14 protein-coding genes and 1 pseudogene are annotated in these 14,486 nt (G+C 56.7%); 11 read left to right on the top strand and 4 right to left on the bottom strand.

Features of this window, described 5'->3' with window-relative positions:
- The first annotated feature begins 18 nt into the window (after positions 1 to 18).
- The gene (locus tag NTD81_RS11065) at positions 19 to 1,098 is read left to right on the top strand and encodes a helix-turn-helix transcriptional regulator (RefSeq protein WP_262182379.1); all 1,080 of its coding nucleotides are present in this window, start codon (positions 19 to 21) and stop codon (positions 1,096 to 1,098) included.
- A gap of 102 nt (positions 1,099 to 1,200) precedes the next feature.
- On the opposite strand, the gene NTD81_RS21440 is transcribed toward NTD81_RS11065, so the two are convergent.
- Together NTD81_RS21440 and NTD81_RS21435 are read right to left on the bottom strand one after the other, a co-directional pair.
- The gene (locus NTD81_RS21440; protein WP_410017148.1) at positions 1,201 to 1,980 is read right to left on the bottom strand and encodes a methyl-accepting chemotaxis protein; all 780 of its coding nucleotides are present in this window, start codon (positions 1,978 to 1,980) and stop codon (positions 1,201 to 1,203) included.
- A gap of 78 nt (positions 1,981 to 2,058) precedes the next feature.
- Positions 2,059 to 2,898: pseudogene (locus NTD81_RS21435) on the bottom strand (HAMP domain-containing protein); the annotation flags it as partial.
- Positions 2,899 to 3,138: 240 nt separating this feature from the next.
- Between NTD81_RS21435 and NTD81_RS21430 the strand changes: the two are divergent.
- The 10 genes from NTD81_RS21430 to NTD81_RS11015 all read left to right on the top strand — a co-directional run bounded on the left by NTD81_RS21430 (position 3,139) and on the right by NTD81_RS11015 (position 12,707).
- Positions 3,139 to 3,546, top strand: a complete 408-nt coding sequence (locus NTD81_RS21430) for an SDR family oxidoreductase (RefSeq protein WP_410017147.1) — start codon at positions 3,139 to 3,141, stop codon at positions 3,544 to 3,546.
- A complete protein-coding gene (locus NTD81_RS11055) occupies positions 3,507 to 3,833 on the top strand; it encodes an SDR family oxidoreductase (protein WP_262182376.1) in 327 nt (108 codons plus the stop codon). Before NTD81_RS21430 ends, NTD81_RS11055 begins: the two co-directional genes overlap by 40 nt.
- Positions 3,834 to 4,024: 191 nt before the next feature.
- Positions 4,025 to 4,876 (top strand): alpha/beta fold hydrolase, encoded by an 852-nt coding sequence (locus NTD81_RS11050; protein ID WP_262182375.1) that lies wholly within the window; start codon positions 4,025 to 4,027, stop codon positions 4,874 to 4,876.
- A 64-nt stretch (positions 4,877 to 4,940) separates the two neighbouring features.
- Entirely contained in the window at positions 4,941 to 5,975 is a 1,035-nt protein-coding gene (locus NTD81_RS11045) for a ferredoxin--NADP reductase (RefSeq protein WP_262182374.1), read from the top strand.
- A 42-nt stretch (positions 5,976 to 6,017) separates the two neighbouring features.
- Positions 6,018 to 6,905 carry a VOC family protein gene (locus NTD81_RS11040; protein WP_262182372.1) on the top strand — a complete coding sequence of 296 codons (888 nt, stop codon included), beginning with the start codon at positions 6,018 to 6,020 and terminating at the stop codon, positions 6,903 to 6,905.
- A gap of 105 nt (positions 6,906 to 7,010) precedes the next feature.
- Positions 7,011 to 8,213, top strand: coding sequence for an acyl-CoA dehydrogenase family protein (locus NTD81_RS11035; RefSeq protein ID WP_262182370.1), 1,203 nt, complete (start codon positions 7,011 to 7,013; stop codon positions 8,211 to 8,213).
- 59 nt (positions 8,214 to 8,272) lie between these two features.
- Positions 8,273 to 8,812: a hypothetical protein gene (locus NTD81_RS11030; RefSeq protein ID WP_262182368.1), complete on the top strand. Its 540-nt coding sequence runs from the start codon at positions 8,273 to 8,275 to the stop codon at positions 8,810 to 8,812.
- Positions 8,813 to 8,867: 55 nt separating this feature from the next.
- Positions 8,868 to 10,064, top strand: coding sequence for an aromatic ring-hydroxylating dioxygenase subunit alpha (locus NTD81_RS11025; RefSeq protein WP_262182367.1), 1,197 nt, complete (start codon positions 8,868 to 8,870; stop codon positions 10,062 to 10,064).
- Positions 10,065 to 10,124: 60 nt separating this feature from the next.
- Positions 10,125 to 11,858: an FAD-binding protein gene (locus NTD81_RS11020; protein ID WP_262182366.1), complete on the top strand. Its 1,734-nt coding sequence runs from the start codon at positions 10,125 to 10,127 to the stop codon at positions 11,856 to 11,858.
- A 132-nt stretch (positions 11,859 to 11,990) separates the two neighbouring features.
- Positions 11,991 to 12,707: a hypothetical protein gene (locus tag NTD81_RS11015; RefSeq protein WP_262182365.1), complete on the top strand. Its 717-nt coding sequence runs from the start codon at positions 11,991 to 11,993 to the stop codon at positions 12,705 to 12,707.
- Positions 12,708 to 12,840: 133 nt separating this feature from the next.
- Here the strand turns inward: NTD81_RS11015 and NTD81_RS11010 are convergent, their stop codons facing one another.
- Positions 12,841 to 13,596, bottom strand: coding sequence for a substrate-binding periplasmic protein (locus NTD81_RS11010; protein WP_262182364.1), 756 nt, complete (start codon positions 13,594 to 13,596; stop codon positions 12,841 to 12,843).
- Positions 13,597 to 13,723: 127 nt separating this feature from the next.
- Positions 13,724 to 14,395: a hypothetical protein gene (locus NTD81_RS11005; protein ID WP_262182362.1), complete on the bottom strand. Its 672-nt coding sequence runs from the start codon at positions 14,393 to 14,395 to the stop codon at positions 13,724 to 13,726.
- Positions 14,396 to 14,486: the final 91 nt, after the last annotated feature.

The following is a 14,486-nucleotide window of genomic DNA, read 5'->3' as shown; positions in this document are numbered from 1 at the left end:
GGGGTCGATCAGAATCGCATGATCCATGCGATCTATAAGGGGTTAACCGAGGAGAGTCCTTGGGTCGAGGTGGCCAAGTTCCTTTCTCTATATATGGATGCAACGTCGGCAGTCATTGTGATTCGTCCGTCATCCAGTACGGATCTGGGGTATTTAGTTTGCCAGCCTGCCAATCCGCCGGTTGAACGTATTTATCAGGCCGAGTTGTGGCGACACGACCCGTTTCTGGATTTGCCGCTCAATAAAATTCTGACCATTGATGAATATGTGGGCGATGAAAAATGGCTCAAGTCAGATTTCTACCGTGAGGTATTTGGTCAGTACGGTTCGCGTTATGGCTTAGGCGTCAACCTGATCTCGGATAGTGGCACCGTGTTTCGCTTGCGCCTGTATCGAATGAGTTATGAGCAGCCTTTTTCACAGGCCGATAAAGCTCGGTTGGAGGCGCTGCTACCGCACTTTCAGCAGGCATTAGCGCTGGCTAACCGCTTGGAGTTGGAGTCAACGCAAAATGAGTTGTATGAAGGGGCGTTGAACCGTCTGCACATAGGCTCTGTGGTCCTGGATGAGAATCAGCAGGTGTTGCGTTGTAACCAGGTGGCCAGAGCCATGCTGGATGAAGGCGATGGCTTGCGCTGGTCGGGCAATAGTTTGGATGCCCATTACCGCAATGAGCGGCACTTGCTGAAAGAACTTATGGAGTCGGGCAGTTTGCAGCCCCAGGTCATCTCGATAACCCGGCCCTCAGGCAAGCGCAAGCTGGGCTTGGTGGTGCGCAGCATCCCCTTGCGCAAAGATTCAGAAGGTAAGTGCCGGCCCGCGTGGATCATCTTTTTATGCGATCCGGATGTGCAAACCAAAGCCCCGCGAGAAGTCATGCGGCAGGTTTTCGAGTTCACACCGGCTGAAGCTAATCTGGCCATGGAATTAGCGAATGGTATGTCGCTGGATGAGGCGGCAGAGTTACTGGGGATTCGGCGCAACACGGCGCGCACGCACCTGCGGGCTATTTTTGCCAAGGCGGGCGTAACGCGTCAGGCCGAGTTGGTTCGTTTGGTTTTAAACGGTGTGATTAGCCTTTCCAGCCCAAGCGCTTAAGACATTACTGCTTGCGTTCCTCAATCCGTGCAGCTTCGTGTTGCACGGATTTTTTTCGCTACGGTGCTCGGCGCGGCATCTTATCGTTGTTGAACTTCCGGTTTAAACCTTAAAGCGTTCAACGGCCTGGCGCAGCCGGATGGAAGAACCATTGAGCTCGTGAGAAACCGCCGTGGCCTGCTCGCCGATGCTGCAGTTTTTATGGCTCATTTGCGAGACATGCTCCACTCGCCTGGAGATTAGCTCAGTGCTGGTGTGCTGCTCGTGCATGGCCTGCGAAACGTGACCGATAGCTTCAGCGACTTGATCCGAGCAACGCAGAATATCGGTCATTCGCTCTGCGGCCGTCGCAATTAAGGCTCGGCTGTGTTCGGTGCCGCTCACCACAATGGCCATATCCTCGATGGCGGCTAGGGTCGAGCGCTGAATCGCGCTGACCATCTGCCGCACCTCGGTTGCCGAGGTGCTGGTGCGCGTGGCGAGGGAGCGCACTTCGTCAGCGACTACGGCAAACCCTCGGCCGTGGTTGCCTGCCCGTGCCGCTTCAATAGCGGCATTCAAGGCCAGCAGATTGATCTGCTCGGCAATGCTGGTAATCACGCTAATGATGTTGGTAATGCGCTCTGACTCACTGCCCAGTGCTTTGATCAGATTGCTGGTGTGATTGACTTGCGCGATGGTTTTGTTGCTCTCAATGCCACTGAGCTCGATGCTTTCCACGCCTTGGTGGGCTGCCCGTGCTGTTTCCTGCGCGAGTGCAAGCGCTGCTTGAGCGCTACTGTTGATCTGCCTGACGGAGGTGCTGGTTTGCTCTATGGCGCATGAGATATCGGTAGCCGCCAAGCTTTGCTGTTCGGCGCCGCTGGCAACCTGCTGGGCCATTGAGCTGGTTTGACTGGCCGCATGATCAATCTGCCAGGCGCCATGCAGCACTTCTTGCAGGGCATGCTGCATCTGTTCAAGCAAGGTGTTGAATGATTGTGCGGTGATGGCGACTTCATCTTTGCCGTTGTCATTCACCCGCAAGGTAAAGTCGTTGCTGACGCCCACCTGTTCCATGTGTGCGCGCAGGTGCAGGAGTGGGCCGACCACGCCGCGCACGATCAAAATGGATATGCCGCCGAGCACAAGCACTGCCACAGTCAGGGTGCTGATGATTAGGCTCTTGGTGGCTCGGGTTTGCGTTTCGGCATCGCGCTTGGCCTGTTCGGCGTCCGCCACACTGAGTTGGACGAGCTGCTCTAAGGCTGCTGAGCTGGACTGGATAGAGGCGACCCAATTCGGGGTATTGGCGACCAAGGCGAGTGAGTCATTCTGGACGTCGTACCAGTTTTGCGCCTGTGCCAGTTTCTGGCAGATCTCGGTTTGGGCTTGATTCGAGTTTTCAAAATCCTTCCATAGCTCTCGGAAGGTTTGCCATAACGCTTCGGCTTCTACTGATTTACTGGCTGTCTCGTACTCTTGATAGGCTTGCTTGGCGAGTTCAAGGCTGCGTGTGTGGCGCTGCAAAATGTCGGCAAACAGGCCCTGGGCCTCCGCGATGGCATCTGATTTGTCCGGGAAGTTGTCAAAGTATTCGGAGCGCCAACTGGCCCCTTCCTGCATGGCCGCGATCGAGCTGAGGCGGGCATTTTGTAGTTTTGACAAGGCGTCGACGACGGTCAGCGAATGGCTGATGTTAGCCATGCCCGCTTGCGTCTTAAGCAGCCCGAGCCAACCTGTTGTGCCCACAATCGCAAGGCTCAGGACGAAACACACGAGCAAGGAATACAGTTTTAGACGCACAGAAAGGTTGCGCATTCTGCCGCTCCAGTCAGGTAAAAGTTCGCGGCGAATACGTTACTGAGTTGGCCATATTTCAGCCTGATCTATATGGATCAGGCTCTTGTAGGCATGCTCCTGAACACTTGGCGGACACTGACGGCGCTTGGGCTGGATTTGCCCACTACTCAGTTTGCAGGAGCCGTATCTATGGGGCGTTTATTCGTCTGTGTGGCCATTGTGACGGGGTGGTGAAGGTATTGGACTGGGCATCACAAGGTGCTTGGCACAGGCGGGGCTACGGTGGTCATCGCGCAGCGCAAGGCGCGGGTCGCCCAGGGGCTGAGTGAAGAGTTTGCCGTGGAGGTCAGCTTTGGACAGACCGATGTCTGTGTAAAGAATCAGCTAGAGCGCTTGATAAATGGCACAGCCGAGCGTTATGGCCGGTTCGATATCCTGATCAATAACGCGGGTGGCGGGAGCCTGCCAAAGCCGCTGGAGCAGAGCAGCGATAAAGACGTAAGGGATTCGCTGCAGCTGAACTTTTGGTCTTGCTTGTGGGCCATACAGGCCGCTTTCCCTCACATGAAAGCCCAAGGCCATGGCCGGATTGTCAATTTCGGCTCACTCAATGGTGTTTGCACAGCATGCCTTACAACGTGGCTAAAGAGGCGGTGCGTGCCTTGATCCGCGCCGCAGCAGTGGAGTGGGCGCGGTACGGTATCCTATGTCATGTGATTTACCCGGCCGCCCGTTCGGCGGCTTACGATCAGTTTGCAAGTACCTGGCCGCAAGCCGCAGCGGCTATCACCCGGCAAATTCCTGACCGCAGAATAGGCGAGCCCCAGAGCGACATCGGCGGGCTTGCGCTGTTCCTAGTCAGTGAAGATTGTGCTCAGGTAGTCGCAATGACGATTCATGCTGATGGTGGTTCACACCATGATGGCGTGGCTTGGCGCCCGGATGGTGACTGACCCCCTTGGATTTGACTGCTAGCCCCGCCTCGGCGGGGCTTTTTGCTGTAGGCCGGCAGCCCCAACATGACGGTCACGCTTTGAGAGGTTGATTCAGGTCAGATTTTGCAGGGGTATCTACTGCAAGCGGATCATGCGAGGGGAGATTTGAGAGAGGCATAGTCGCTCCATGACAATAAAGGAGCAAGGGTATGACCTCGCCAACAACATCTTCGCACCAGCCAATTCCACTCGGGCAGTTTGCCCAGCTTAGCAGTGGTCATCGTGTGCATTATCACGAGGTGGGTCGTGCCTCTGCGGCCAAGCCTACGTTGGTGTTCTTGCACGGCAGCGGCCCTGGTGCCAGTGGCTATAGCAATTTCCACCTGAATTACCCGTTCTTTGCTGAACTGGGATATCACGTTCTGGTTCCTGACTACCTGGGCTACGGCCTGTCGGATAAGCCGCAGGACCTCGCTTATACCTCGGCCCTGCATGTGCAGGTGTTGCATGAGCTGCTGGCGCAAAAAGGCGTGTCCAAAGTTGTGTTGATTGGCAACTCGCTGGGCGGCGCCATTTCATTTCAATATGCCCTGAGCTATCCGGAGCAAGTGAGCAAGCTTGTGGTCATGGGCCCGGGTGGTGTCGAAAACCCTGCGCTGTGGGCTGCCGAAATGAGCGGCCTGGTGTGCATGGGCGCATTTATTCAACAGCGTAAAAGCGACCGCGAGTCCTTTCGCGAGCTGTTGCATCACATCGTGGCCTCTGCGGAAACCATCACCGAGGCGGTGATCGACTCGCGCCTGCCGATCTGGCTGGAGCAGCCGATGGAGGTTTTCTCAACCATGAAAGTTGAGGTGTTTGCAGACCGCTTGGCGGAGTTGCAAATGCCGGTGCTTTGCCTGTGGGGGCAGAAGGATAACTTCCTGCCGGTGCGCCATGCCTTGCAGGTTGCAGACAAAGTCGCGGATGTCCGAGTGGTGATTTCGAGTCGCTCTGGTCACTGGTTCATGCTCGAGGAACCTGACTACTTCAATCACGCCGTGCTGAATTTTCTCGGTTGAGCTGCCTGGCCCCGAACGGCGTTCGGGGCCAGCGCACCACTCGATTATTGCTAGAGAACAGGATATGTCGAAGTCTCTATATCGCTCATTGCAAGTGGCCCAGGTTATCGAGGAGACCCACGATAGCAAGTCGGTGGTTTTCCGCGTGCCGGCCGACTCATCGGCGTTCAATTACAAGCCAGGGCAGTTTCTGACGCTGCGTATTCCCACGGCAGACCAGCCCATTGCCCGCTGCTACTCGCTGGCCAGTACGCCGCAGGTCGATCAGGGGCTCAAAGTCACGATTAAACGTGTGCAAGGCGGGCAGGGCTCGAACTGGGTGTGCGACACGCTAAAGCCCGGTGACACCCTGGAAGTGTTGCCGCCGGCCGGGGTGTTTTGCCCTAAGTCTTTGGATGTTGATTTCGTCTTGTTCGCTGGTGGCAGTGGTATCACGCCGGTGATGTCCATTCTTAAGGCGTGTCTGCATCAGGGCCAAGGCAATGTGTTTTTGTTTTACGCCAACCGTGATGAGCGCTCAGTGATTTTCCGCGATGAGCTCAAGGCCCTGGCGCAAACCTACCCGCAGCGTTTGACGGTCATGCACTGGCTGGAGTCGGTGCAGGGTTTGCCAACGCAGGCTCAGGTTAAAGGTATTGCTCGTGCGCATGTGGCGGCCCATGCATTTGTCTGCGGCCCAGGCCCATTTATGGATGGCGTGGAGAGCGCGCTTGTGGAGCTGAATGTCGACCGCAGTCGCATTCATGTTGAGCGTTTTGTCTCCCTGAATAGTGATCCGGGGGTGCTGCTCGATCAGCCTGCCGCCGGCGAGGACGACGGGACGGCAGTTGAGCTCAAGGTGCAGCTGGATGGGCAAGCCCACGGGCTGAGCTGGTCCGGCCAGGTCGATCTGCTGGATGCCCTGCTGGCAGCCGGTGTGGATGCCCCGTTTTCCTGCCGCGAAGGGCGTTGCAGCGCCTGTATGTGCCGCGTTCATGAAGGCGAAGTGAGCATGCGCAGCAATGAAGTTTTAAGCGCTGCCGACTTGGCCGAAGGATGGGTGCTGTCCTGTCAGGCGCGGCCAGTCAGCGACAAAGTTTCGGTCAGTTTTGATGGCTGATAAGAAAACACTCGAACAAAAACAATACGCAGAGGTAAGCGCATGAGCATTAACCAGTTGGCCTATATCGTGGTCGAGTCGACCGATGTCGAGAAGTGGCGTTTCTTCGCAACGCAAGTGATCGGTTTGGCCGCAGAGAACACGCCGTCAGGTGGCCTGTACCTCAAGGCCGACAGTCGCCGCTATCGTATTCTGGTTGTTCCAGGGGCCCGTGATGGGCTGTATTGCTCAGGGTGGGAGACGGTCAGCGAAGCTGCGTTTACTGCGGCGCGAGCGGCTATTGTGAAGGCCGGCGCTGAGCTGATTGAGTCCACCGCCGAAGAGCGCCGCGTGCGCTGTGTGACAGGCATGTTCTCCTTCGTCGACCCGTCCGGTAACCGTCAGGAAGTTACCTGGGGGCCTATCTCTGACTTCCTGCCGTTTATTTCTCCGGTGGGCGTGCAGCGCTTTGTCACCGGCAATATGGGCATGGGGCATGTGGTGCTGCCGTCAATGAATTTCGACGCCTCCTATGCGTTCTGGACTGAAGTCTGTGGCTTCGGTCTATCCGACATCCTGCATGCGCCACTGTCGCCGGAATACACCGCGCGTATTTATTTCATGCATTGCAATCCTCGCCAGCACAGCCTGGCCTTAGCTGAGATGCCGCAACCCAGCGGGTGTGTACACATCATGCTGGAGGTGCCGGAGTTGGACGATGTCGGCCGTGCTCTGGACCGCATTGCGCAGCACAAGGTGCCGCTGGCCGCCTCCTTAGGCCGCCACGTAAACGATGACATGGTCTCTTTCTATGTGTGGACGCCAGGCGGTTTTGCCTTGGAGTTCGGTTGTGGCGGTTTGGTCAAGGATTGGCAGAACGATCACAGCGTATTCGAGACCACCCGCGGCAGTCACTGGGGTCACCAGTGGAGTGCTCCGCCGGGGCATTGAAGGTTTTTAGAGTCCTGATGAAAACGGTCGGCCTTCTCCTTCGACAAGCAGAGGCCGTTACGACCTAACGCAATTTAGAGTCCACTACGTGGGAGCATAAGAACAATGCAAACAACCGAGAAAACCTCAGCAGTATCCGATATCCCCAGTGGCGAAGAGCTGATTGCCCGTGCTCGTGCCCTCATTCCCGTACTGCGTGAACGCGCAGCCTTGGGGGATGAGCGCCGTAGCCTGCCAGAAGAAACCATTGCGGATATGGAGGCCGCAGGCTTGTTCCGTGTGCTGCAGCCCAAACGCTATGGTGGCTATGAAATGAGCCCCAACGTGTTCTACGACATTGTGATGACCCTGGCCGAAGGCGATATGTCGGCAGGTTGGGTGTACTCGGTAGTCGCTGTGCATGCGTGGCAGATGGCACTGTTTGATGACCGTGCCGCGCAAGAGGTGTGGGGTAAGGACAGCAACGTGCGCATCTCCTCTTCCTACATGCCAACCGGGCGCGGTAAACCGGTTGAGGGCGGCTTTATTTTCAGCGGCCGCTGGGGCTATTCCAGTGGTTGCGATCACTGCGATTGGGTATTTCTGGGCGGCTTTGTCGAGACGCCAGAAGGGCAGCCTATCGATGCCCGTACCTGGCTGATTCCGCGCAAGGACTACGAGATTGTTGATACGTGGCAGACCTCGGGCCTTAAAGGCACCGGCAGTAAGGATATTGTGATTAAGGATGTCTTTGTTCCGGACTACCGCACGCACAAAATGGTGGATGGCTTTACCTGCCAAAGCCCTGGCAACGCGGTGAACACCTCGACGTTGTACCGCTTGCCGTTTGGTCAGGTCTTCAGCCGTGCGGTTTCTACCGCCGCCATCGGCGCTCTGCGCGGCATGCTGGATTGCTTTATGGAAACCGCCAAGACCCGGGTCAACGTCATCGGGCTCAAAACCAGCGATGACTCGGCGGCCCAGTTGGTGATTGCCGAAGCCAGCAACGCGATCGATGAGTTGACCTTGGTCCTGCGCCGCAATTTCGAGGTCCTGGAAGGTTATGCCGCCCGGGGTGAAAGCGCCTCCATTGAAGAGCGTGTGAAGTTCCGCTTCCAGGCCAGTTACCCACCAGAGCGCATCTCGCACTTGGCCAGCCGGTTGTTCAAGGCTGCAGGTGGTGCGGCGGTGTATACGAAAAATCCCTACGGCCGCTTCCTGGCCGATATCAATGTGGGTCGCCAGCATGCGGCTAACCAGTTCGCCATGTTTGGCGCCAACTGGGCCAAGGTCCAGCTTGGCGCGCAGAACCAGGATTTCTTTCTTTAAACCCAACACACCGGCAGGGCAACTGCCGGTGTGGCACAGAAAGAGGATGGGGCGAGGCTATGCAGATGCCTGTATCGACTGGTGCTCAACGGCTGAAAATTACTCACTTTAATGATGGCAGTGCGGCTGGTCATTTGCAGTGCTCAATCGCGCTGGGCCTGAGTCGTGAGCACGTAATGGTCGTTGAAGATTGTGTCGCAGACGTGGCTGTGGGGATGGTGCTCAATCCATTGAAGGGTGTTTTTTTAGCGGATGAAGTGCAGCGTTTGATGCGCCTTGGTCTCGCCGACTGGTTGCGCAAAGAGGTCTGTGTGGAACGCATCAATCACATCCTGACGACGCCTGACGCAACAGTGCAGACCGTGCAATTCACCTTGTCTGGTGTGCACGGCAGCCAGTGTGACGTGAGCGTCGATGTGGACGTGAACCTGGCCGGCGATGCTGTGCCGGCAGCCGCTATGGCGAGCATACACGCATGGTGTCATGCACTTGCTGCGCATGAACCTGCTGCCTGGGTTCGCGAAGAGTTGGAGCAGGCTGATCTCAGTCTTGCACCCTTAGTACGCAGTGGTTTGGCCCAGACACGGCTCATCGTCTGAGCGGATGGCGACTCCCTATATCGAATCAGAATTACAACAATTGGAGAGCACAATCGTGGAAGAGCAAGTACGGATTATTGTCAGTGAAAAAATGCAGCGCTTTGCGCGCGGTTGGCACTGCTTGGGACTGACCGAGTGGTTTCGCGATGGCAAGCCGCATAAGGTCAAGGCCTTTGGCACCGAACTGGTGGTCTTTGAGGGCGAAATCAGCAAAAAGCTCAACGTCATCAATGCCTTCTGCCCGCACCTCGGTGGCAACTTGGCAGAGGGTGTGATCAAGGGCGATAGCATTGCTTGCCCGTTCCATGATTGGCGTTGGGATGGCGAGGGCAAGTGCACCGGCATTCCTTACGCCAAGCGTGTACCACCACGGGCTCGCACTCAGCGCTTTGTGACCTGTGAAGAAAACAAGCAGCTGTTTGTCTGGTACGACCAAGAGGGCAGTCTGCCTACGGACAACGTCATTATTCCGCGTCTGGAAGGTTCCTTTAGCGATACATGGAGTGACTGGGACTGGTCATTCCACGAGCTCAACACGACAGGTCGTGAGCTGATCGATAACTTAGTCGACGTTGCCCATTTCTTTTACATTCATGGTGAAGGTAAAGGCGGTGGCAGCTCCTATTTCAAGAACGTGTTTGAAGATCACTTTGCCACTCAGTATCTGGAAATTGGCCCACAGCCTGAGAATCCAGGTTATGCGCGTGATCAGACCTATCAAGGTGATGTCCACGCACTGCCTTGCTGGAACCGTGGTGAGACCACCTATCACGGCCCCGCGTATCTGGTCTCGCGCCTGATGTTCAAACTATCGGCAGAGGATTCCTGCGAGGCCATTGAAATTCTGGCGCAGTACCCGATAGACGAAGAGAACTTCGCGTTGCATATGGGCTTTATCGTGCGCGATAACCCGAACCTGTCTAAGGAATACAACGCAGAGCGGGCCAAGCAGGTTGCAGGCTTCCTACGCCGCGGCACGCTGCAGGATGTCCATATCTGGGAGACCAAAACCAAGATCGACAACCCGCTGCTGTGTGACAGCGACGGTCCTCTGTACCAACTGCGCCGTTGGTATGAGCAGTTCTATGTTGATGTGGCGGATATCAAACCAGAGATGGTCAATCGCTTTGAGGCCGAAACGGACACCCGCCATGCCCTGCCAGTTTGGGAGCAGCAGGCGGCCGAGAAAATTGCTCAAGAACAAGCCGCCGGTATTAAGGCCGGTGGCGATCTCGCTCTGAGCATGTCCTGAGTCCAGCCCCAGCCAGGCCCGAAAGGTGCCTGGCTGGGGTCCTTTCTGCCTGGCTGTTGAGTGCAAGATACCGATATGAAGCATGATCCGACTGACGCGATGTGCACTATGGACGGTTCACTGGAGCAACCTCTTGTTTTGACCTCAGAAGATGAGTTGCAGTGGACGGACTCGGCTGATTTTGTGGTGGTGGGGTACGGTGGCGCAGGTGTTAGCGCAGCTGTGCAGGCCGCGCAAAATGGCCTCAGCGTGATTGCTCTGGATAGCTTTGCCGGCGGTGGGGCGACCGCCATGAATGGCGGCATTTTCTATGCCGGTGGTGGCACTGCGGTGCAGCAGGCGCTCGGTATAAAAGACACTGCCGAAGACATGTACAACTATTTGAAGTTGGAGGTTGATGGTGTCGTTAAAGCAGAGACCTTACGCCGATTCTGTGAGGGCAGTGTTGACGACTTTAATTGGTTAGTGACGCATGGCGTCAGGTTCGGCGAAACCTATTACCCACATAAAACTTTCTATCCTCCCGCTGGATATTTTCTTTATCACTCAGACAGTGGCCTGGCCGCAACTTACGCCGCGCAAACACCTTCCATACCTCGCGGGCACAAGTACTGGCATGCCCGTAATAATCAAGCGACCGGTTTTGGTATCTATCTGACCGAGCCTCTGCAGGCGAGCGCAAAGGCATTAGGGGTGCGCTTCTGGCCACGTACAAATGTACAGCGGATGATCATGTCTAAGGCTGGCGACGTGCTGGGCGTCATGACTCTCCACATGCCAGAGGGGTCGCCCTATACCAAGCAATTTGCTGAAGCCCAGGAGCGGGCGCGAGCCATCCTGCAAAAACTACCCAGCTCAATGCCCGGTTTTCCCAAACTTGAGCGTAAAGCCGCAGGTTATTGGGCACGAGCCCAGCAGCTACAGCAAAAGTACGGCGTGCCACAGTTTATTCGTGCGTACAAAGGCGTATGCCTCAGTGCCGGCGGATTTATCTGGAACCGCAACATGCTGCGTGAGCATGCGGCGAAATATGTCTCCAACATGGCGATGGGCTCGCCTGGAGGCGATAACGGCAGTGGCATTTTGCTTGGACAAAGTGCCGGGGGCGCCGCGGACTTGATGGAGCGTGTCAGCAGTTGGCGTTTTATTAACCCACCTGCGCAGTGGCCTAAGGGGATGTTGATCAATGCAGCGGGGCAGCGCTTTGTTAATGAAGAACTGTATGGCGCGGCGATCGGGCGTGAGATGAATGAAAACCATGGCGGTCGCGGTTACATCATTTTGGATCGAGCGCTATATCGTCAGTCCTGGCGTTCTACCCTGTGGGAAAACCTGTTCCCCTTTATGCGTTTGCCATTGATTCTGGCGCTGATCTTCCAAACCAAGAAGGGCCGCACGCTGGGCTCATTGGCCAAGAAAATCGGCGTATCCGAAGAAACGCTGCTGGCTTCGGTAAAGCGCTATAACGAAAGCGCCAGAGGCTACAGCCCCGATGAGTTCGGTAAATCAGCCAAAGAATGCCACCCGCTACTTGAAGGGCCTTTCTACGCTGTCGATGTCTCGGCTAACAGCAAGTTGTTCCCGTGCTCGGCTATGACGGTGGGCGGACTCAAGGTCAACGAAGAAACCGGTCAGGTTCTGCGTGCGGATGGCAGCAGTATTGCGGGTCTGTATGCGGCAGGGCGGACGGCGATCGGTCTGCCGTCGAACCTGTATGTCAGCGGCCTGTCAGCCGCCGACTGTGTTTTCTCAGGGCGCCGTGCGGCTCGCCATGCAAGTGCTCAAGTACGCTGACCTGCTGCATTCTTAAGGGGTAAGTTAGCCGTCGCAGGCGCGCTGAAGGGGCCTGAGGGGCGTGCATTCGAGTCTGATCTTTTCCTACTTTCACTAATAATAAGAATAGGGTGATGGAGTATGCGAAAGAGTTTGCTGGTGCTTGCTTTGTGCTGGTTGAGCGTGTCGGTCTGGGCAAGCAACGCTAGCCCACAAAAGCTTAGCGAGGTGATCGGTCATGGCGACTTGCTCGGTGCCAGCACTCTGGCGTACTTCAATACGAATGAGCGTGCGCGCGACGAGCGCAGCCTGACGGCGGCATATTCCAGCCTCCATGCGCTTGAAATGTGCATGGCCCACCTGGGACAACCCGTTGCCCAGACACAGGCACTGGCGCAGATGAAGCTGTTGTTAGCCAAGCTAGAGTTGTTACCGGCTGCTCAGCGTGAGCGTTATCCTGAGTTGCTGCAGCAATTCTTGACTGAGCAACAAAAGTTCCGCCATGCCGCTGCGACGGCATATGCCGAGGTGCGTGAGGGCTCAGACAGCATTGAGCAAATGCTCAGTGCCCAGAGTCATGATCTGGCTCATCTTCTGCTGGATTATCAGATCAGGCACTACCCCGAAGTAGCTACGGGCAGGCAGACGCTGTCTGTTGCACAACGAGAGACTCTTACTGCTTCAATCGAGCAGCGCTTCCAAGACCTGCGCACCAGCCAGCCGGAACAGGCAGAGGTGCTCGGCAAAATTAACTCGCAATACCGTTTTATACGCAGTCAGGTACTAAGCCCTGATGGGCGCTTGCAGGCCGGCGTTGAATTTTACTTGAGCCGTGCGGTGCTTGATTTGCAGGAGCTTTCAGCCAGGTAGGTATGACACACGTTCTATTGAAGAGAAAATCGGTAATACCCCCTATTTTCAATCTTCGTCAGAAGTGGGTTAGGCCGCGCTGGCGATTCGCTAAGCGCCGTGGCCACTGCCCGGGCCAAGCCGCGCAAGTGAGTCAGGGGACGCGCACGTCCACGCCTTGGGCGCGTAATTGCTCATAGGCGCGATCCATAGCATTGCGCAGTCGCTCGGCGTTGGCGTCGTGTTTGGAGAAGATAAAGCGCACCGGGATGCGTTCCAGTTGGATAAACGGCAGCTCCGGCACTCCGAGGATCTTGCTCGCCTGTTGATGGGGGATGTGGTAGTCCAGCAGGAAATCGCCGCGATAGCGCAGGAGCATTTCCAGTGCTGCCGCATGGGTGGTGGTGCGGTGCTGCTCGATGGCCATGTTGGGGTCTGCCAGCAATTCGTGGATGCGTCCGGAATAGGTGTAGCCGTTGAGCATGATCAGCGAGCGATGACGCAGGCTGTCCGGGAAGCGCGGAGTCAGGGTGTCGGGGCGGTAATACAGATTGAGGCTGATCTCGCCCAAGGTGTTGCGGCTTTCCAGTGTGTGCTCCGCGAGCTCGACTTTACCTGCCGCGCCGGGCCATAGTTGCACGCTACCGTTGCGCAGGCCGTTGTACAGGCGGGCGCTGGGGTAGGCGCGGATTTGCGCTTGGTAGCCGGCTTGTTCCAGTACACGCTGGGTCAGCTCAATAATCCGTCCCTGGGCACGGCCGTTTTTGTCGGTGTAGCTATGGGGAGGGATTTCGTAATAGCCCACTTTGACGATGGGGCGCGGCGCTGTGGCCGCATTTACAGAGGGTGTGGCTAGCAGGGCCGCGAGGCCCCAGCAGCACAGCTTCGACATCACAAAAAAGTTGCGCATGTCTGCCGATCATTCTCGGGAGTTGAGGTCGCGTAGGGTGACTAGGCAGTCGCAAACTGTCCAGCGCAACACTTCTAAAGCGTGCACTAGTACCGCGCAATTTAGTCGTCGGGCGGCGGCCCCCCGTTTAATCCGCGCGAGCTGGTTGGGCTAAGCCTTGGCGCTGCATAAACAAGCGAAACAACAAGACGCTGGAAAACAACTGCAGCACTTGGGTGGCGCAGTTCAGCGCAATCGAATAAAAGGCGCTCTGGACGATCAGCGCCTGGCTCTGGCCCCACAGGTCAATCAGCCAAATCGGCAGCATCACCAACAGCATCCAACCCAACAGTGGTGCCAGGTGGCCGCCGGTGAGTTGAAAGCTGCGCTTGAGCGCTTCAATCGGCGCGCAGCGTTCCAGTACCAGCAGGTATTCGGCAAACGCCAGGCGGATCAGCAGCCAAATCCCGGGCAGGATAAAGATCGAGGCGCCAAGCAGTATCGCGCCACTCATTAAACCGGTGAGCAAGGCGAATCTGGGCCAGAGTGTCAGGCTCATGGCCAGCAGGTCGCGGGTGCGGGGTTGGGCGCCGCTGCTGCGCGCCGCCAGAAAGAGGATCAGCGCAGCACTGTACAGCGGATAAAACAGCAGACCGGCCAAGGTCTTCAGGAGCATGCTGAGTTCGTCAGTGGCGAGCTTGTCGAACTGCGCCATCAGCAGTGCTTCAAGCACGATCAGCGGTAAACACAGGCGCAGAATGGCGCCTAGGTTGTGGATAAAAAAGTACAGGGCATCACGTAAGGCTGAGAGCAGGTTCATAGTCGCCGCTGGTCGGTGAGAACAGGCGCCACTCTAGCTGATTGGCCGCCTGGCTCCAATCAGCGGCTGCTTGTCCGACATGCCCGCCGTG

This window comes from Pseudomonas sp. 5P_3.1_Bac2, from assembly GCF_025465995.1.
GTDB lineage: Bacteria > Pseudomonadota > Gammaproteobacteria > Pseudomonadales > Pseudomonadaceae > Aquipseudomonas.
Note: the sequence above shows the minus strand (reverse complement) of the source record. Positions and strands in the feature narration are given on the sequence as shown.